Origin of the sequence: Micromonospora sp. NPDC049051 (genome assembly GCF_043197575.1) — a bacterium.
Lineage (GTDB): Bacteria > Actinomycetota > Actinomycetes > Mycobacteriales > Micromonosporaceae > Micromonospora.
The window spans coordinates 26,110-45,105 of record NZ_JBICTL010000014.1 but is presented as its reverse complement, the minus strand read 5'-3'; the positions used below and the strand labels follow the sequence as shown (position 1 = coordinate 45,105).

Below are 18,996 nucleotides of genomic sequence, written 5' to 3'. Positions count from 1 at the left end.
CTCGTGGTTGTCAGGGGTGGACATGCGGTCTCCCAGTTCGGTGAAGAAGCCGACGGCCCCGCCCTCGGGTGGGGCCGGGGCCGTCGGGCGCGGTGGTCAGTCGGGGCGGCGGGTGCGGGCGACGCGCGCCTCGTAGGTGTCGGCGCTGACGGTCAGGTGCAGCCACCGGTCGCCGGCGGCGTGGGCGGCGCGGAGCGTGTCGATCAGCGGTGTGGGCGCCTCAGTGAGGTGTAGGTGTTCGACGAAGTCGTCGCCGCCGAGGTTTGGGTCGTGGCGGTGGCCGTCGGTGTCGGGATTCCAGCCGTGGGCGTAGACGACGAGGTTTGTCTGGGGCCGGTTCGAATCCTTGAGGCGGGGCAGGCCGCTGGACATGAGGTAGACGCCGTGGTCGTGGACCCACTCCAGCGCACCCCGGCAGGGGGTCTGCTCTTCGCGTTCGGTGAAGGTCGGAGCGTGCTCAGCGGCGGCGACGGCGTGTTCGGCCAGCCGTAGCGTGTCGGTGAGGTCGAAGTACAGGTGCAGGGCCATCAGGCTCTCCTTGCGATGTGGCGAAAGGATCCCGGTTAGCCGGACGCGCGGGTTGGATCCGGGGGTTTGAGGTGCCCGTGGGTTACCGGGCGGGGCTGCTGGAGGTGGGTCAGTCGTTGAGGGCTGTGGGTGGGATGCCATGGCGCAGGGCGTGGTCGATGAGGTGGGCGAGGCGGTAGTCCGGGTCGGCCGCGAACACCCGGTCGAGGGCGACACTGGCGAGGGCGCCTTGGCCGTGCCGCCAGGCGGTGAGGGCGAGCAGGGTGGCGGGGGCGGCGGCGTAGGCCGGGTGGGCGCGGCGGGTGATGTCGGTCCACAGGGCCAGGTGCCACGGTTGGTCACCGGTGGCCTTTCCGGCATGGTCACGAACGGCGACGTCGGCCAGGAGGACGGACAGCCAGGCCACCTCGTCCTCGGTGAGGACGGCGTCGGCGGCGTAGCGGGCGAGCGCCTCGTCTACGGCTTTCCTGCCGGCGCGGATGAGCGCCGACCGCCCGCCGGAGGTCATGATGGCGAGTGCGCGGTGCTGTGCCGGTCGGCTTGCCTCGGCGGTGACGGCGCTGGTGGGGGCGATGCTGGCCACGAGAGCCGCTCGGTCGGGCAGGGCGGTCTGCCCGGCGACGATCGCGTGCACCGCGGTGGGGCTGTAGTGCGGGTCGAACGACACTCCGTCAGGCGGGCAGCAGCCGGGGTCCGGGCATTGGTAGGAGTAGTAGCGGCCGTCGGTGACGCGCAGTGTGTCGAGCAGGGTGATGCCGGCGGCGTGCACGCGTGAGGTGAGGGTGTCGATGACCGGGGTGACGGTGGTGGCGGGTCCGTAGCCGATCAGGATCGCGCTGGTGGCGTCGACGTTGCGCAGCAGGTCAAGGTACTGCCGTGCGGTGACGGGCGCCCAGTCGGTGATCGCGGCGGGCTCGGGCAGGTCCGCGCGGCCGGCCACGGTGATGCGTTGTCCGGTGAGGCCGACGATGACGAGGCTGTCGGCGGGGTGGAAGCCGAGCAGGTACGGCACGGCGGCGAGCAGGTCGCTGATCGAGGTCACCGGCAGCCGGGCCGGCTGGTCGTGCGTCATGGTGGGATCACTCCTATATGGAAGGGCTCCGCCGCCGTGGGGCGTGCGGAGCTTTCGAGGTGGTGTGCCGGCGGCAGATCAGGGCTTCGTGACCGCCACCGCCTGTTGGCTCAGGTCAGGGGTTGGTCATCTGCGGTGATCGCGAGGACAAGCGCCAAGGCCGAGGCAGGCGCCGATGGGCGGGCCTTGCGAACAGCGGCGACGGCGGGGCGGTCAGCGCGGCTTCGGGCAGCAGCCCGGCGGCACCTCGGCGTTGCCAGCCGCGCAGGCTTCGTCTCGAGGTCGACGCCCAGGCGGGTGGTGTTGGGTGAGGGCGGATGCGAGGCCGGCGGCCTTTTCGATGCCGTGGCTCGCGCTGCCGGCGGCGTGGCCTCCGGGGGTGAGGGCGTTGGCGAGTAGCGCCGTTTAGCGGGAGTGCGAGCCTTGGCCTCGCCTAGCCCATCACTCGCGGGGGCTCGTGGTCAGGCGTGTTCGAGTGCGGTGACGGCGGCGTCGGCGATCGCAGCGACCGCCTCGATGGGGTCGGCGACCATCAGCGTGCTGGTGTGGGTGAAGGTGTGCCCGGTCAGGTCGGCGGGGCGCAGCCACAGCACCGCGCACCCGGCCTGGTGCAGGGTGGTGATGAGCCGTTGCGCGGCGTCGGGGTTGGGTAGGTCGCCGTCGGAGACGACGGCGAGCATCCGCAGCCGCCCCGGCTGCCGCAGATGCAGGAGCTGGTCAGCGAGTTTCACCGCGTCGAGAAACGCGGTGGTGCCGCCGGCCGCCCGCATTTCGAGGACGTGGGCGGGGTGCTGCCGAGGCGGCACGAGCAGGGTGGCTCGACTGCCGAATCCGATCATGGTGGTGGTGGCCTGGTTGGTGTGGGCGGCGTGGGCGAGGATCCAACCGGCTGAGGACATCGGCGCCGCGTAGGGACGCATCGAGAAGGAGGTGTCGACGAGCACGGCCAGGTGCAGGTGTGGCTTCGGCGGTGGGACGTGCGCGCGGCGCTGCCAGGGTGTGGCGGTGGGCAGGCTACCGGCGGCGATCTGCGCTTGGGCGGTGATGGCGTGGCGGGTGCGTAGCCGCCCGGGTGGTATCGGGCTGGGACGCGTGTCGGGTTCGGGTTGGTGGGTGCGGGCGTGGCGCAGCCGCGTGGCGAGGTGGCGGGCGGCGGCACGTTCGGCGTCGGTGGGGTCTCGGCGTGTCCACGACGCGGGTGCGCTGTGCCGGGCGTGGATTTGCCCGGTGGCGTACTCGGTGGGGGTCAGGCCGGCGGTGTGGGCGAGGTAGTCGGTCAGTGCCTGGGCGAGCTGGCCGGGGAACGTGCCGGGGTCTGGTTGTGGCGGCTTGGGTTGCTGGTGGGGGTCGATGTTGAGGATGCGGCACCACTGCCACGCAAGGTTGATCATGCTGGTGGCGTCGGTGTCGTCGACGGTGTGGGCTTGGCGCCACAGGTCGCGTAGTTGGCGCAGGGTGGTGCGGCCGAGGACGGCGGTGACGGCGGCGCGGACGCCTTTGATGTCTTTGGCGGTGATGATGCGTGCGTCGACGCGGGCGAGGAGCAGCCCGGCGAGGTGGGCGGCGTGCCAGGCGTCGTCTACGGGTGCGTCGTCGGGGTTGAGCAGGGTGGTGACGGTGTGGCGCAGCCACCGGCGGTCGCCGCGCCGGCGGGTGCGTTGGCGGTTCTCGGCGCGGGATTCCTCGAGTAGGTCGGCGACGGTGGCGACGATCGGTGGGGTGTCGGCGGGTGTTGTCCACAGGCTGTGGGTGGCGTGGGCGGCTTCGTGGACGAGCAGCCCGTAGGCGGTGGGTACCAGGCGTTTGTGTCCGGCCTTGCGGGGATCGGTGAGGTCGGGGGTGCCGATGTGGGTGGCGTCGACCTCGATGCGGCGGGCGTCGGGGTAGAAGCAGGCGGGTGCGCCGCCGCCGGCGCCGGGGGCGACGGTGACGGTGAGATCGCTGCGGCCGGTCAGGACCGGGATGTGTCGGGTCCAGGCGTCGCTCCATGGGTGCCAGTCCGGGGCGCTGGCGGTCGGGGTGCTCGATCCGGCACGCCGGTGGGTGGAGGGATCAGGCATGAGTGGTTCCGTTTCTCGGGAGGGGGTCAGCGTTGTTTGCCGAGGGTCAGCGGGTTGATGTCCGTGCCGAGCTGCTGTTTGAGGGCGGCGAGGACCTGTTCGCGGTCCTCTTGCGGGGCGCGGCCGACGAGGTTCGCCACGGCCGCCGCGGATCCGAGGGCTTTGCTGACGCGGGTGAAGCCGAGCAGTTCGCGTAGTTGCGGCGCCCAGCCGACGCGTCCGGCGGCGAGATCGGTGTTCAGTGCGATCGCGGCTTCGACGGCGGGTCGGGGGACGCCGAGGTGGCGGGCGAGGTCCCAGTCGGTGGTGACCTCGATGTGTACGTCGAACCGGGACGCGAGGGCCTCGGTGAGGATCGCGCCGTGCACGCCGGGGTTGTGCCCGGCGATGACGTAGAACCCGTCGGTGGCTTCGACGCGTTCGTTGCGGTATCCGGGGATGGTGATGACGCGGCGGCCGTCCATCGCCGGGTACAGCACGGCGAGGACCTTCGGTGCGATGAGCGTGGCGTCGTCGACCAGCAGGGCTCGCCCCTCGCGCATGGCGATGACCAGGGGGCCGTAGACGAACTCGAATCCGCCGTCGGGTAGGGGGATGAAGTTGCCGAGGAAGTCCTCCACCACGGTGTCGCCGGTGCCCGCGACGGTGAGCAGGTCGGGAAAGGCGGCTTCGACGAGGGCGGTCTTGCCGGTGCCTGGCGGGCCGTAGAGCAGCACCGGGATACGCTTCTCGCGCAGCCGGCGCAGCACGTCCACGTCGGTGGCTCCCGCCAGCTTGCGGGGGAAGTACAGGTCACCGTTCGGGCGGGTGACCGGCTGTCGTCGACCTGCCCCGCGATGTCCTTGGCGGGGTGTCCGCGGGGTGGGCGGCGGCATCGTCCCGGCGGCGTCGATACCGGCCTGGGTGATCTGGAAGCGGTGCGGGCCGGTCAGGTGGGTGGCGTAGCCGGCGGCGGCCATCTTCTTCAGCGCCTCGAAGACTGCCCCGGTCGAGGGGACAGACAGGGCTTTGGTGATCTCCCCGACCGTGAACATGCGGTCCGGGTGAGCGGCGAGGTGCGAGGCGACCTTGTGGTACAGGTAGCCAGGACGCCTGCCGCCATCGGCCGGTGTGGGCGGGGTGGCGGATCCGGTTGTGGGATCCATACGGGTCCTCCCGTCGAAGGGATAGGGCCCGCGCATCCCGTCTCGGGTGCGCGGGCAGAAGCGAAATCCGCGCAGCGGAGACTGGAATCGGGTGGAGCTAGAGCCGTCTCACAGCAGGACGGTTCAGCACCATGCGTGTGCTGGTCTTGCCGCCGGCCCTCAGCGGGGGTGTGGGGTGAGGGTGATGGCCGCTGGCGCGTCGGGGATGGTGCCGGCGATGCGGTCGCAGTCGTAGGGATGCACCGGAAGCCAGGTCCAGGACCAGCCCATCACCACGTAGCCGCCGTCCGGGTTCGGGCTGATGCGCTCGATGGCCTCCGGGTCGTCCTGCAACCGGGTGTCGTCAGCGACGATGACGTCCCCGTCGAACCACATCCGGCTCATGGACTGATCCACCAGGCGGTCCAGGTCCGCCGCGGCGCCCTGCGTGGCCAGATGGCGGCGGTAGCGGTCGCGGGCGGCCTGTTGGTCGGCGACGATCGCCTCGGCGACCTCGCGGGTGCAGGTGAACACCGCCCATCCGTTCCACGTGTCGACCAGGGTGCCGACGAACCCGACCGGGATCCGCATGTCCCCCGCCTCGTTGGGCGTCCACGCCCAGTCCCCGGCGAACACGCCCGGGCCGCCCAGGCGCACCCGCTGCGGGTACACATGCTGCAGGTCCCGGTCGTCGCCGTCGGGATGCAGGACCATCCGGCACTGCCGGGCCGCCTCGGCCTCGACCGCCTCGTCGAAGCCGTCACACCACGCCCACCGCGCCTGGTCTGGCTGCCGCCCTCGCAGGTCCTCCCATCGGGGCGCGTCGGGCGGGGCGTGCTCGGCGTAACGGGTGGGGTCAGCGGCGCGGTCGCCCCGGTCAGCGATCGGCAGCCCGTGGATGTCCCGGCCGTCGGCGGCCTCGATGGCGGTGAGGACCTGCCGCGCGGTCGCCGCCACATTTCCGCTGGCCCGTGCGCCGACGGTGTCCTGCGCCCACCACTCGGCGGCGTTTCGGCCGGCTGCGGCCCCGGCGTGGTGAAGGGCGTCGAGCACGCGCTGCCATGCGGCGTTCGGTACGCGGCGGACGCGGTCGCCCGCGCCGAGCAGCATCGACAGCCGCGATCCGCTGTCCCAGTCGACATCCAGGACCCGCTGCTCGGGGTCGTAGCGACGCACGGTGCCCTCGTCGCCGGGATGCAGCCGGGTGTGCGGGTCGCTGGTGTGCTCGAGCGCGACCCGGTCTGCCTCATGGAAGGTGTCCGGGACCAAGCGGTGGCCGGGGGCGGAATTCTCTGGCTGCGGAGGGCTTGTGTTGTTGCGTGAGCTGGTCATGTCCTGTCCTCGTGTTGAGTTGCCTCGGGGTCATGGGTGTCGGGCAGCCCGCCATTGAGCGGGTCGCGCCCTGCGTGGGCTTCTGCTTCACGCCGGCCTCGGCGGGCGCTGGGCGTGCCGCGGGACGGCGCACGCCTCCTGGAACCGGCTGTGCGTCGTGTCGCGCTCTTCGCGTAGGTGGGTGAGCGCGTCCCCGACGGCGCGCTTCCGGCGGCGACCGGGTGCCCAAGGTCGGCGGTGGCGTCGTGCACGGCGAATGGCCTGTTGTCGGCGTACAGGTCGGAGTGCAGAGGCAGGTACGGCTGCACGCGCACACCAGCCGAGTTCAGTCGCCGCACGACGACTGGAGGCAGGTCGCCGTGGCGGCGATGCAAGTTGGTGACGTTGCGTGAGGGATGTACTGAGCCCAGCCGATCCCCGACGTGAGGATCTAGCCGATAATCGGATGCGCGGTCCTGGCAGGTTCCTGTTGACCTCAACCAGAGTTCAGGTGCTTGACTGCCGGCCATGGATCTTGACGGTTTGCGCGTCGCCATCACCGGCGCGGCCCGGGGCACGGGTCGGCTTCTGGCCGAGGCGTTCGCCCAACGCGGTGCACAGATCTTCCTCGCGGCCCGCGATCCGGTGGCGGCCCGGCGGGTTGCGGATGCGATCAGCCAGCGGGGGTCAACTCGGGCTGATGCGTTTCGCTGCGACCTGGCCGCACCGGATTCGGTGCGCGGGTTCGCCGCAGCCGTGGCCGACCGGACGAGTTACCTCGATGTGCTGATCAACAATGGCGCCACGTACATCGAAGGTGACGACCTGGCAGACGTCTCGGACGACACGATCGAAAGCGTGATGGCTGCGGGCGGGACCGGCACCGTGCTGCTGACCAGGCATCTGTTGCCGCTGCTACGCGCATCGTCGCGGCCCGACGTCGTCAACATGATCTCCGCCTGCGGCGAGGCGGGGCACCGTCGTTCGGGCGCACACCCCGCGTTCTACGCGGCCAAGCACGCTCATGCGGGGTTCGCTGAGATCCTGTCGCACCGGCTTCGGCCAGAGGGGATCCGAGTGATCTCCCTGTTTCCACCGGACTTCGTTCAGGACGGGCCGCGGCGAGCGGACAGTGACCTCACGGCGCAGTCGGTTGTCGATTGCGTGGTCTTTGCGGTTGGTCAGCCACGAGACTGCTTCATCCGCGAGTTCCATTTCGAGCAGGTACGGATTCCACGCTCCTGAGCGCCTGCCGCCCCAAGCGGGATCAGGGCTGAGACCGGCAGCGCCAGAACGAAGAGCAGGTGCGCGGATTTGGCTCCCCTCTGTGTCAAGACACCGCCGGGAGGAGAGTTCTATCCTGGGTCTCGGCGGGTCCGGGAAGTGACTTCTCCGAAGAGCTGGCTTGGGGATGCGAGCTGGTCACGCTGGAGTCAGTAGTCGTTCCCCGGTGTCCTCCCGGATCCGCCGCCGTCGTGGTCACGGTGTCGTTGATCATGCATCGGTAGACGATGTCGGACAGGCGTCGTTTCAGGGCGCGCATCGCTTCCATCGATGTCTTGCCGGACGTCTTCTTGCGGTCGAAGTAGGCGCGTCCCTCGGTGGGGTTGCGGAGCTGGACGGTGGCCATGATGTGTAGCACGCGGTTGATCTGCCGGTTGCCGGCGCGGGAGAGTCGGTGGCGCACCTGGTCGCCGGATGAGGCGTCGATGGGGGCGGTGCCGTTCCAGGAGGCGAAGTGGGCCCGGCTGGGGAACCGGGTGATGTCGGCGACTTCGACCAGCAGCCGGGCGGCGCCGGAGGGTCCGATGCCGTGCAGGTCCATCAGGGTGGTGCCGGTGGAGGCGACCAGTTCCTTCAGTTCTTTGTCGGCTTGCTTGGTGCGTTGGTAGATCCGTTCGAGGTCAGCAATCAGCTCCGCGGCGACCCGGCGTCGGGCCTTGCCGACCACGTCGCGGGGTCTGACGGTGGCCAGGAGTGCCTTGGCCTGGGCGGCGGACAGGTTCTTCTTCGCTCCACCGGGGATCAGTTCCAGCAGTAGTTGGTGTAGTTGGGAGACCATCCGGGTGTGGTCGACGCCGAGGGAACGGCGGCGGTCGACCAAGATCCGCAGCAAGGCGATTTGTTCGTCGTTGACCAGCGGGCGCAGCCCAGCCATCCGGGTGCCGACCAGCGCGATGGAGTGGGCGTCGGTGGCATCAGTCTTGCGGCCCTGCCCGGTGGCGAACACCCGTGCCCGGGCGGACAGCTTCGGCGGCACGTCGACGACCTGTTCGCCGTCTGCCAGCAGCCGGTTGGCGATGTGCCGGCCGATGCCCTGGCAGCCCTCGATCGCCCAGACCCGGTTCGGCCACTGCTTGGCGTACTTCGTCATCGCCGCGTAGCCGTCCCGGCCGGTGTCGAACCGGCCCCCGCCGACGATCGTCTCGTCGCCGGCCATGACCTCGATGGTGGCGGAACGCTTGTGCGGGTCCATACCGATGATCACGCGATCCGACGTGACGTGCAACAGGTCCTCCGATGCTCGATCCACCTGGGTTGTCGAGCCGGGAGGGCAACGCTACTTCGAGCAGAGCAAACCCCTCTTGAGCCTCTCCCCGCCCTGGGGCGACGCCCGGGCCGCGCAGGCCAAATGAGAGCCACACGACAAGCGTGGGCAGCCGCAATGAGAGCGACAACCCGGGCGCCTCGACCGAAGCCTGGCCGGGCCACGGTCGCAGGTCAATGAAACAAGTAGCCGCGATCCGGACGCCGACTCGACTCCACCGGTGACGCAGCGTGAGCAGCGGAAGGAAGGGCGCTACGGCCGGAGCCCAAGCGGCAGACGACCCGGCTTGTGTACGTCTGGTGTACCTGATTCTGCACTGGAATCCGTCGCCGACACCTGTGCTGTCTGGGTCAGCGCTTCGCGCCCTGCCACGCGAGTCTCGGATCGATGGGCGCGGTCATCCTGTCCGCCCGTACCGGTGAGGGATCATCGGGTAGTCACCGAAGTACGGGTAGGGGATGAGCCGGTGGTGCGTTCCCCCGTCACCGGATTGTTCGTAGCCGTAGTAGTGGCTCATCGACGGGTCGGACCATCGCTCGAACAACACCACGTGCCCGCGCAGGTCGGGAGCGGTGTTGATCAGCAGGTCCCCCGGCCGCAGATCGTTCTTCGCGATGACCGTCGACCGGGCGGCCAGTCCGGCGGTGTTCAACCCGGGCCCGTCCAGGCCCAAGGCCATGGACACGTAGCCCGAGCAGTCGCGCCGGTAGCCCTGGAACCAGTCGCCGGGATTTCCGCTGGACAGGTACGGCACTGGACCACCTGACCAGGCGGTCAACCACGATCGGGCCCGCGCGAAGACGGCGGCAACGTCAGCGCAACCAGCAGCACCGCCACTGCCCACTGAGGGGTTGGCGGAGCCCATGGTGCGGACCAGGGCGATCGCGTCGTCTTCCCACTTGGCGTAGGCGTCGGGGTAGGCGGAGCGTTGCACGGCCTGGGCGGCGTCGGTCAGCGCCATGGCCTGCCAGCCGTCGACGGCCAGCAGCGCGGTGTAGAACTTCTCGGCGGCGTAGCGGGGATCGCGCAGTTGGGCGGGCGTGCCCCAGCCTTGGGAGGGGCGTTGCTGGAACAACCCGACGGAGTCGCGGTCCCCGCCGGGCAGGTTACGCAGGGTGGATTCCTGCATGGCGGTGGCCAGGGCGATGACCCAGCCTCGGGGCGGGACTTTCCGCTGCTCGCCGACGGTGACGATCAGGGCGGCGTTGGCCGTCTGGTCGCTGCTCCACCGACGGCCGGCGCTGAACGTGGGTGGAGACACGTGGAGAGTCGGCAGGGGCGGCTGCCCGTCCGGACCGGTCGGTCCGTAGCAGACGGCAGATGCCGCGCCACCGCTGGTGAACAACGCCCCGATCCCACCCGCGCACAGCACCAGCACCGCGATGACCCCGGCGGCGATCGCGCCGAGCGCGCGAGCGCTCACCGCGGTGCTCCCGCCGTTGATCGCGGCCCGCACAGCCGCTCGCCCCGTTCGCGGCTGCCAGGGTTCAGGACGTCGGCCAGGTGGTAGGTGGCGACGCGGAGGCCATCGCTGGTGTGCACGGCGAGTGCGCCGGTGTCCGCGTCGATGAGGTAGATCCACTCGGCGTCGAGATGCGCGGCGTGGCACAGCGGGATCACCGTGACCGGCTCCGGCGGATCCACCTTGGACGCGAGGGTCATGCCGACGCCCGGCACCGGGCGCTGCCCGGGACACGTGGAGCGGGTGGTGGCGGCGATGTCCGGGTCGAGGTACTCCCAGTCGTGGGCGAGGATCGCGGCGATCAGCGTCCGCGTGTTGTGCTGGGCGTGGCGGGCCCAGATGGCGGCCAGGGTGGGCAGCACCACGGCGGGGTGGCCGTCGCAGAGCACGAACCGGGCGTGCACGAGGTGCGGGTTGTCGGGGCTGGTGGCGCCGATGTAGCAGTGGGTGCTCACAGAACAGACTCCTTCGACGAGAGGGCGACTTCAGCGAGGGATAGCCGTCAGGGGTGGTCGTGCTCGGATGGGGGCGGCCAGGTGGCGGGCTTGGCGCGCCAGCCGAAGACCGGGTGGGTGGTCTCGGCAGAGCCGCAGCGGGTGCAGCGGACGTACGTGTCCTCGCCGTAGCCGGCAATGGACGGCATCTGGTTGGCGTCGATCTCGTCGACCGCGCCGCAGGTCTCGCAGCGGATGGACGCGCCGTCGGGTCCGCACACGCTGAAGACCGGCTCGTCGGGGCCGCTGCGGGGCGGGATCGGTGGGGTCACGACGTGTTCCCGGCGGCGCTGGTCTGGGTGTAGCGGGCGGTGGCGGCCAGCAACGCGACCAGGCCGGGATAGGTGGTGGGGATGTCGGCCGGTGGCGGGCTGTCGTCGACGAGGACGAGCGGGTGGTCGTCGCCGCGCGGGCGGGAGAGCCGGTAGAGGCGGCTGTTGATGTCGACAGCGTCGATGCGGCGAGCCGGCCGTTGCTGGCCGTCGGCGGTGAGGACGTCGTCGAAGCAGGTGGCCCATGCCAGCAGCCGCGAGTCGGGCGTGGCCGTGCGGATGTGCCTGACGATGGTGTTTAGGACGGTCTGGTAGGGCGTGGGTGCCGTGGGGTTGCCGAGGCCGGCGGCGAGGCGGTGCAGCAGCGCGGGCAGCCTGGCCGGGTCGGTGAGCAGGTCGTCAGGGTGCAGCGGAAACTCCACGCCGCGGATCTCCCGTGGTGACCCGGGAATGGTCAGTGGCCGGTCGTGGATGAGCAGAATCTTTGCGGGCTGACCCCAGCCCATCGTGTCGGCCTCAGCGTCAGCGGCGATGAGGCACGAGGTGATGTCGTGGACAACGGCGAAGGACAACACGGTGGTCTCCCTGTCAGGAAGCAGATACGACAGGACCCCGCAGCCGGAGGGCTGCGGGGTCCTGTGCGTGGAGGTTGGGCAGGGTCAGCGGGGATGGCGGTCGCGGCTGCGCACTGTTGGTGTGCGGTGGTGTAGGTATTCGCGTACGCCGCTGCCGTCGCGTTTCGCCTCGTACATCGCGCAGTCGGCCTGGGTGAGCAGGTGCCGGGTGGTGGTGTTCGGTTGGTGGGTGTGGGTGTAGCCGACCGAGGCGGTCACGCGAAGGTCGCCGTTGACGACGCGGATGCAGTGGCCGGCGATCGCCTGCCATGCGGCGTGGGCTGCTGCGGTGGTGTCGTCGCGGTCGCCGGTGACGAGCAGTGCGAACTCGTCGCCGGAGAGCCGGGCGGCGAGACGCACGGGGGTGGGAAGGCTGGCCAGGCGGCGGCCGACTTGGTCGAGCAGGTCGTTGCCGACTTCGTGGCCGAGGGTGTCGTTGACGGCCTTGAAGTGGTTGAGGTCCAGCAGCACCACCCCGACCGGAGTGTTGTTCTTCAGGGCGGCACGCAGGTGGGCCAGGAACAGTCTGCGGTTGGGTAGGCCGGTGACGTCGTCGTGGGTGGCGTCGTAGCGGGCCGCCCGCAGGGCGTGCTGCTGACGCCACAGCATGGCGGCGGCGAGGGCGAGACCGGCGAGGATCCCGCCGACGGCGGTGAGCGTTGCGGGCACGATTTGAGACACTGAGTTCGCTCCTTGTGCTGTAAGGAGCAACACCAGGGGCGGGCGGGTAGCGTCCAACTTCACGCCCGCCCCTGGGCTGCCTCTGCTTGAACAGTCCGCCGGTTAAGGGCTGGCGGGGGCGAGTTGGAAGGTGGCGGGCTTGTCGACGGTCTGCACGGCCGTGCCGGCGGCGACGAGCTTGAACAACGCGTTGTTGACCGCGCCCGCGCTGGCTTTCCTCGCGTTGGTGCCGGCGTTCGCGGCGTCGATCAGCTTGCACAGCTCACTGGTCTTGTAGGACCGGTCGGGGTGCGCTTCGAGAACGTCCAGCACCGCCCCTCTCAGCGAGCCCTTCGTCCGGCGGTTACCCGCGGCCGAAGTGCCCGCTGCGGCGGTCGGGGCCGGCGGGGCGTCCTGGGACGCTGCTGTGGGGTGCTCGCTGTTCGCGTCGGATGCGACTGCGGGTTCTGCCGCTGCAGCATCGGCCGGTGGGAGTGCGTCGGCCGTGGCGCTGGAGGCGGCGGCTGGTGGGGTGTCGGCGGGGGTGTCGGGTTGGGGGGTGGTTGGTTCCTCGTCGGCGGTGTCGGCGTCCTCGATGGTGGCGCGTTTCTCGGCGGGGTCGTCGTCGGTGTTCTGGGCTGGGGCCTCGAACGGCGTGTCGGTGTCGTGGGCCAGCGGGGGCCTGTGGTCGGTGCCGACGGTGGTGCGGCCGGCGTCGGTCAGCCGCCACACCGCGCGCTTGTCTTCGGTGCGGACGGGTTCGGCTTGCCCGGTGTGTTCCAGCGCGCGGAGCTTCGCCGTGGCGGTGGAGTAGCCGAGGTCGGCCTTGTCGGCGACGGCGGCGGCGGTGGCTTCGCCGAGTTCGGCGAGGGCGGCGAGGACCTTGAACATGGCGTGTGCCGGTACGGGTTCTGGCGCGTCGGTCATGGGCATCTCCCTTCTGGGGTGTGAGGTCAGCACTGATCCACGCTTCGTTCGCGGTGGTGATCAAGTGCGATGGCCGGATCTCGGGAACATTCGAGATCCGGCCAGGCGGCAGCTGGGGATGTCGCGGGGTCAGGACGGTGGATCGTCGTGAGTGGCGGGCGACTGCCGTGACGGGCGACCGGTGGCGGTGGTAGCGCGAAGGCGGCCGGACAGGGCGGCCAGGTGCAGCCGGATCCGGTACCGGGTGGGCATGGCGTCGGTGGGTGAGGTGTGCCAGAGCCACCGGTAGGCGCCGATGCTGTAGTAGCCGTCCCGGTCGGGGTAGCAGCGGTCGTCGACGTCGACACGGATGTCGTCGCCGACGCCGGTCTCTTCGAGCAGCACCGCGGTGGTGCCGTCGAACCGCAGCAGCGGGTACTCCCCCGGCATCGTGCCCGCGCGCCACGGCCCGGCGAGGTCCGCGGCCATCTGCCGGACGGTGTGAGGGTGGAAGCGGCAGATCAGGTAGCCGTCCTCGCCTGCGTCGTAACCATCGGCGACAAGCGCGGGGTAATCCCCGTCGCCGGTCTTCGGTGAGGTGACCATGACCGGACGCCAACGCACGTGGGATGGGGCGATGTCGGCGCGGTGGTCGGACAACTGCACGTGTCTGGTGTCGAGCGAGCGACCGGGTCCGGTGTCGGTGTCGATCGCGAGCCAGTTGCGATCGAGGGCGCGGCCGGCGCGCAGGACGTCGATGAGGCCACGCCCTTCGGGGTAGGCGTGCCGCAGCGGCAGATACCAGTGCTGGTCAGGCTCCGGTCTCGCGCCCACGAGTCGCCACGATCCGCCGTAGGCGACCTGTTCGGCGCCGTGGGTGGTGTGCCAGACCGGCACGCCGTTGGAACGCAGTTGTCCTTCGGAGCCGGCGCGCCGCAGGGTCAGCGCCGGTGTGTTGTGCTCGCCTGCGGCGACCTGGGCTTTGGTGAGGCGGTGGGTGGGGCAGGCGAGGGCGTGTTCTGCCAGGGGCAGCACGTCCTCGACACGGAACCACAGTCGGTTGGACATGGTGATGCGAACCTCCTTGCGACGAACGGGGGCGGGAAGAGGAACAGAGCGGCCTGTCACAGGCCAGCGGGTGCGGGTGCCCCACGCCCGGGGCTCCCGGCGTGTGCGGCAAAGGTGTCTCCCGCCTGCGGGGTTGCAGTGATCACCAACCCCGTAGGCAGTGCGGCATGACGCAGAGGTGGTGTCGGACGGCGTTGCGGCGACGACCGGGTGCGAGACGCGATGCCAGCGGTCGAACCCGCGCGGGGATGACTCCGAACGCCTTGCTTGTGGGGCGGGCGGGCCCGGGATGGCTAGAGGGAGACGGCGAGCAGCCGCTGGTCCGGGCCGATGGTGTCGAGATGGGCCAGGGCCTGCTCGAGGTAGGTGATGCGGTGGGCGAGGACATCACTGGTCGGGGCGAGGTGGCGGCCGTCGGCAGTGAGCATCGCGTCGCCGACGACGGCACTTGAGGCGCGGTAGTGCTGGTAGGCGACCTGCCCGGCCTGGTACATCTCCAGTTCACCGACGCTGGGTTGGCCGGGGCCGGGGGTGGCGGCGGCGTGCAGGCGCATGGCATGCACGCGGGGCTGGGCGTGGAAGTCCTCGCTCGCCCGCTCGAAGGGGTAGCGGTCGGGGTCGGTGAGGTGGCGGGCCTCGTACACGGGCCACGGGATGGCCGGTCGGGTGCCGTGGACGACCTGCTGCCAGCATTGGTAGCGGATGCCGGCGCCGACGGCGGCTGCGTGCCGCACCCCGGGCAGGTCGAGCAGCCGTACGGGGCCGCCCGCGCACGGCGTCGGGTGGCCCTTGCGGGCGCCGATGAGCTGGTGGCGCTGCCACAGCCGCAGCCGCGGGGTGGCCCAGTACAGAGTGGTGAGGGTGCCGGCAACACCGAAGTGCGTGTCGAGCGGGTGGCTGGTCAGTGCCTGGGCCGGCAGGTCGTCGGGCAGGCAGATGACCATGGTCTTGATGGTGGGGGCCGGCGTGACCGGCGGGCGGGAAGCGGTGGTCTGGACGCGGGCTGGTGGCGCAGCAGGCGTCGAGGTGACCTTCGGTCGGGTGGGTCGCGCCGGGATGGTGGGCACACGGCTGCCGTGACGGGTCAGCGGGGTGCCTTTCGCAGCGGACATGGGCGTAGTCCTCCTTCGATTCGGGGGTGGGTGTGGGCGTGCGGGACTGGCCGGCTCACCGATTTCGTGAGTCGGCTGTGCGGCAGGACAGGGAGGTCACGCGGGCACGCGGAAGCGACAAAGACCTACCGGGTACGTGGGTCAGGTCGATGGGTGCAACCGGGCGTGGTGCGCTGGTGCGGTTGGTGCGACCTTGAGGGATTGCCGCGCGATGCGCGTGCCGACCGGCGTAGGCGGGTGGGCGTGGCGCACCGGGTTGGTGCGGCGAGGATCCCTGGGGCGGGACCGAACCGGGGTGGAGCGTTATGTGAGGTGTGGTGTTGCCGTGAACGGTAGCCCTGGGCACTCACAGCGGGCGCAGACGGCGGCGGGTCTGATTAGGCGGGTGACCTGCACCGGGAGGAGCCACCACCGCTGCGGGGCGGTTGTGGTGTGAGTCGCTGTGAGTGGCGGGCCCGCTCACAGACACTCGCCGCAGGCCCGGCCGGGCCGTCCCGAGCCGCCGATGCGGCTGCGGGACGGGCGGGTGACCTGCGGTGTGAGTGGCTGTGAGCGAGCCGGCGGGGCTGTCAGGCGTCGTCGGGGTCGGTGTGGCGGTGAGGGTTGGTGGCGGTGTTGTCGGGGCCGTGGTCGCTGGGCAGTTCGTGCAGCCAGCGGCGTGGGCCGGGGTCCGCGGCGAGGATCCAGGCCGGGCCGGCGGGATGTTCGTGGTGCAGGCCGGTGGCCACGGGCATGGCTGTCGGGATGCCGGCGAGCGCGTCGAGCAGGTGGGCTTCGCGGCGGGGGTTGGGGACGCGGAGCAGGACGGGGTAGCGGGGGCCGAACTCGGCGAGGCGTTCGTAGGCGCGCAGCTTGCGCAGCACCTTGCGCAGGGGTTCGGTGCCGTTGTCGTGTTCGAGGAAGAACCCGACGGTGCGGTCGGCCGCTTGCCAGATGCCGTGGCCGTCGGGACGGATGTCGGCGAGGGCGTAGGCGGCGGTGGCGTGCTGCTCGGACCACCAGCGCACCAGGCGGGCGTTGGGGTCGGTGCGGGTGTAGGCGTGCAGATCGACGAAGAGTTGGTTGGTGCCGAGAAGGTGCCGCAGGCGGGGACTGCCGATGATGCGTTCGGTGCGTTCGATGCTGGAGCGCGGCGGGCGGGCGTCCGATCGCTCGGGATCGGTGTAGGTGGTGGGGTGCACGAGCATGCCGAGCGGCCCGAGGGTGTAGAGGTGCTGACTAGTGCCGGTGGTGATGTCGACGAAGCGGTGCACGGCGTCGATGCGGTGCAGTGTGGCCAGGCGCAGCCGCGCGGAGCGCTCCGACGGAAACAGCGCGGTGGTGATCTGCGCGGTGGACAGCACGTAGTGCTCGGCGAGCCAGGCCAGCAGTTGCCGGTCGCGCAGGGTCAGCTGGCGCAGGTAGGACAGGCGATGTGCCTTGCTGGAACGCCGGTGAGGAGCAGTTGGACGAGGTTCGGGCGGGCGAGGTTCGGGAGCCGGTGAGTCGGGTGGCATGAGGGATCTCCTCAGCGAGTAGAACGGAGAGAATCCCTCCCGTGAGGAGGGAGTCTGGAACTGTCACCACCGGTCGGCGGAGCTGGTCACCAGCGGTGTGCTGCGCTGACAGCCGCATCCGCGCGCCGCGTGGAGGTGATGGTGAGTAGCGGTGGTGAAGGAGCGGTGAAGCCACGACGGAAGACGCCACGGAAACCCCACCAGTTCGCCCCCGTGAGCCATTGCAACGTGCGGGTGGTGTAGGCCTGGCCATGACGAACGAAATGGGCTCCACCGGGACGGCCACAACTGGCCCCGCCACGGGCCGGTCTCGCCGAGAGCCATAACGCGCATAAGGGTTAAGACTGCTGATGCTGCCGCACGATAGTACGCGGATCTGCCGATGGCAGCGCGTCAGACGAATCAAGGTCATTCCCGCAGACGATGCACTCTCGCTCGTCGGGATTGTCAGCTACCCGATCAACCCATGTAAGTGATCATCACATCGGCCATACTCGCTCCCGTGGAAGCAGACGACTTGGGCTCACTGGTGTTGGGTGTCCTCACCGGCGCCATCGCGAACTACACGGGTGCCGAACTCATGAGCCTGCGGCATACCCTGCAGCAACGCTTCCAAGGCCAACAGGCATATGCCGACTTCGCCAGCAATCCTGACGGCGCGATGGCGCAGCAACGGCTGATCGCGGCGATCAACCAGCGTGCTGGACGGGACGCCGTGTTCGCCGAGGAGATTTCCAATCTCGTCAACCGCAACTCAGGCATAGCGCATGTTCGCACCGAGCACAATGAGCGTGCCGCCACCCGATTCGGGGACGTATCGGGCACCGGCCACGTCATCGCAACTGACCGGGGCAAGATCCGAATCGGCAACAATACCTACCCGATCGGTGGCGTCATCGGCGCGGGCATCATTGCCGTTACGCTCGTAGCGCTTGCCGCCTACTTCGTGTCCAGCCTCTCTACAGGCGGCGGTTCGGAGCCGACCCTTACGAAGGACTCAACCTGTGGACAGTTCATGGCGGAGGCACCAGAGGTCCGCGACGAGGCCGTCCGCCGGATCGCCACCGAACTGAACCAGCGGCTGGACTCCTTCTCCCGGCTGAACGTCGAGTCAACCTGCGGCAATGTCAGCTCGCAGAAGCTGGGGGACGCTATTGAGAATGTCCTACCGCCGAGTGAATAGCCGATGGTCTCATGTCGTCGTGTTGGCGGTAGTCGGTCTGGCCACGACCGGCTGCGGAGGTAAAAACAGCGACGGGCAACAACCCGGCGCCGCAGCCCACCGGTCCACGACTGCAGTAAGTCCGTCGAGCGCACCGCCCGCCGACCCGGCCCCAGCCGAACGGGTGGCCGCCGCCTTTAACGCGATGGCTACCCCTCGTGGAGGCTCAGGCGCCGGGTACCGGTTCACGTTTGAGGATACGAGGTTCATCGAAGGGCCAAAGGACTACTCGGGTGCGCTGGGCAGCGTTACCTGGACGGTGAACGCCACGTTCACCACAGAGCCTGGAACCCGCAGCGCTTGGGGCGCCGGGATCCAGGTGTTTCCGGACAACGCTGCGGCAACGAGTTACGGGCAGCAACTGCGGTCGGACGAATCGACGTGCTCGACCCGGCCCCGCCAGGTGCCTGGCTTCAGCGACGGCACCACCGCAGAAGTTTGCATGGACAACGGGTCGCCGCCTGCCCCCCCGCATGAACGTAATCATCATCCGGGGACGACTCCTTATCGACTTCGTTACCAGCGCTCCTAAGGACACCGTCGCGATCGCTGCGGCGATAAAACTTGCCGGCAGTCTCGAAACTGCAGCGCAGGGACTCGCGACGCAGCTGACCTGAAGGTCCGCAGTTGAGGCGCACCGACCGTCGACGCGGTCCAGGACGGCTGCTGGCGCAGGCTCCGGCCGATAACTGCGACTGCGAAAAGACCGAAATCGAGTACGCGCTCATGCCGCTGTCTGCGCGCGGGCGGCGAGCACGACGGGCCCCTGCGTACGCTGCCGTGGTGCAGATCGACTTGGTTGCCCTGACCGTTGACGAATACGACCCCGCGGTCGTGTTCTTCACCGACGTACTCGGCTTCGACCTCGGTTCCGCCTGACGTCGCCGCAGTTGCCAGCCGAGGCACCAAGGTCAGACGACCTAATCTGCCGCAGATAACGCGCGCATCTGCGGTAGTCGGGCGTTCGGCCTTCGCCAGTGGTGCACGCTCACGAACCGGGGTTAAAGCCGGATTCGCGATCGGTCTCGCTGTCGCACCATCGGCTCA

General features: G+C 69.9%; 18 protein-coding genes. 3 read left to right on the top strand and 15 right to left on the bottom strand.

Annotated elements, in window-relative coordinates; genetic code table 11:
• Positions 1-96: 96 nt before the first annotated feature.
• The 5 genes from ACGFIR_RS30830 to ACGFIR_RS30810 form a co-directional block, all read right to left on the bottom strand.
• Complete coding sequence (locus ACGFIR_RS30830; RefSeq protein ID WP_101413277.1) at positions 97-528, bottom strand: DUF3085 domain-containing protein; 432 nt, start codon at positions 526-528, stop codon at positions 97-99.
• A gap of 109 nt (positions 529-637) precedes the next feature.
• Positions 638-1,600, bottom strand: a complete 963-nt coding sequence (locus ACGFIR_RS30825) for a DUF4192 domain-containing protein (protein ID WP_393148864.1) — start codon at positions 1,598-1,600, stop codon at positions 638-640.
• A gap of 461 nt (positions 1,601-2,061) precedes the next feature.
• Positions 2,062-3,660: a VWA domain-containing protein gene (locus tag ACGFIR_RS30820; protein WP_393148862.1), complete on the bottom strand. Its 1,599-nt coding sequence runs from the start codon at positions 3,658-3,660 to the stop codon at positions 2,062-2,064.
• Positions 3,661-3,686: 26 nt separating this feature from the next.
• A complete protein-coding gene (locus ACGFIR_RS30815; protein WP_393148860.1) occupies positions 3,687-4,805 on the bottom strand; it encodes an AAA family ATPase in 1,119 nt (372 codons plus the stop codon).
• A 159-nt stretch (positions 4,806-4,964) separates the two neighbouring features.
• Positions 4,965-6,116, bottom strand: coding sequence for a DUF4314 domain-containing protein (locus ACGFIR_RS30810; protein ID WP_393148858.1), 1,152 nt, complete (start codon positions 6,114-6,116; stop codon positions 4,965-4,967).
• Between the two features lie 507 nt (positions 6,117-6,623).
• Between ACGFIR_RS30810 and ACGFIR_RS30805 the strand changes: the two genes are divergently transcribed.
• Positions 6,624-7,340, top strand: coding sequence for an SDR family NAD(P)-dependent oxidoreductase (locus tag ACGFIR_RS30805; protein ID WP_393148856.1), 717 nt, complete (start codon positions 6,624-6,626; stop codon positions 7,338-7,340).
• Positions 7,341-7,425: 85 nt separating this feature from the next.
• Here ACGFIR_RS30805 and ACGFIR_RS30800 read toward each other — a convergent pair whose 3' ends face one another.
• The 10 genes from ACGFIR_RS30800 to ACGFIR_RS30755 form a co-directional block, all read right to left on the bottom strand.
• Positions 7,426-8,583: an IS110 family transposase gene (locus tag ACGFIR_RS30800; protein ID WP_393148854.1), complete on the bottom strand. Its 1,158-nt coding sequence runs from the start codon at positions 8,581-8,583 to the stop codon at positions 7,426-7,428.
• Between the two features lie 457 nt (positions 8,584-9,040).
• A complete protein-coding gene (locus ACGFIR_RS30795) occupies positions 9,041-10,066 on the bottom strand; it encodes an NlpC/P60 family protein (protein WP_393148852.1) in 1,026 nt (341 codons plus the stop codon).
• Complete coding sequence (locus tag ACGFIR_RS30790) at positions 10,063-10,560, bottom strand: hypothetical protein (RefSeq protein ID WP_393148850.1); 498 nt, start codon at positions 10,558-10,560, stop codon at positions 10,063-10,065. The genes ACGFIR_RS30795 and ACGFIR_RS30790 overlap by 4 nt, the downstream gene beginning before the upstream one ends.
• 47 nt (positions 10,561-10,607) lie before the next feature.
• The gene (locus ACGFIR_RS30785) at positions 10,608-10,871 is read right to left on the bottom strand and encodes a hypothetical protein (protein ID WP_393148848.1); all 264 of its coding nucleotides are present in this window, start codon (positions 10,869-10,871) and stop codon (positions 10,608-10,610) included.
• A complete protein-coding gene (locus ACGFIR_RS30780; protein ID WP_393148846.1) occupies positions 10,868-11,446 on the bottom strand; it encodes a hypothetical protein in 579 nt (192 codons plus the stop codon). Before ACGFIR_RS30780 ends, ACGFIR_RS30785 begins: the two co-directional genes overlap by 4 nt.
• Before the next feature lie 84 nt (positions 11,447-11,530).
• Positions 11,531-12,154 (bottom strand): GGDEF domain-containing protein, encoded by a 624-nt coding sequence (locus tag ACGFIR_RS30775; protein WP_393148844.1) that lies wholly within the window; start codon positions 12,152-12,154, stop codon positions 11,531-11,533.
• A 114-nt stretch (positions 12,155-12,268) separates the two neighbouring features.
• Positions 12,269-13,072, bottom strand: coding sequence for a MarR family transcriptional regulator (locus ACGFIR_RS30770; RefSeq protein ID WP_393148843.1), 804 nt, complete (start codon positions 13,070-13,072; stop codon positions 12,269-12,271).
• A gap of 129 nt (positions 13,073-13,201) precedes the next feature.
• Positions 13,202-14,119 carry a hypothetical protein gene (locus ACGFIR_RS30765; protein WP_393148842.1) on the bottom strand — a complete coding sequence of 306 codons (918 nt, stop codon included), beginning with the start codon at positions 14,117-14,119 and terminating at the stop codon, positions 13,202-13,204.
• Between the two features lie 293 nt (positions 14,120-14,412).
• Complete coding sequence (locus ACGFIR_RS30760) at positions 14,413-15,231, bottom strand: hypothetical protein (protein WP_393148840.1); 819 nt, start codon at positions 15,229-15,231, stop codon at positions 14,413-14,415.
• A 569-nt stretch (positions 15,232-15,800) separates the two neighbouring features.
• Positions 15,801-16,727, bottom strand: a complete 927-nt coding sequence (locus ACGFIR_RS30755) for a replication-relaxation family protein (protein ID WP_393148838.1) — start codon at positions 16,725-16,727, stop codon at positions 15,801-15,803.
• Between the two features lie 502 nt (positions 16,728-17,229).
• Here ACGFIR_RS30755 and ACGFIR_RS30750 point away from each other — a divergent pair.
• A complete protein-coding gene (locus ACGFIR_RS30750) occupies positions 17,230-17,910 on the top strand; it encodes a hypothetical protein (RefSeq protein WP_393148836.1) in 681 nt (226 codons plus the stop codon).
• An 822-nt stretch (positions 17,911-18,732) separates the two neighbouring features.
• Positions 18,733-18,828: a VOC family protein gene (locus ACGFIR_RS30745; RefSeq protein WP_393148834.1), complete on the top strand. Its 96-nt coding sequence runs from the start codon at positions 18,733-18,735 to the stop codon at positions 18,826-18,828.
• Positions 18,829-18,996 lie beyond the last annotated feature (168 nt).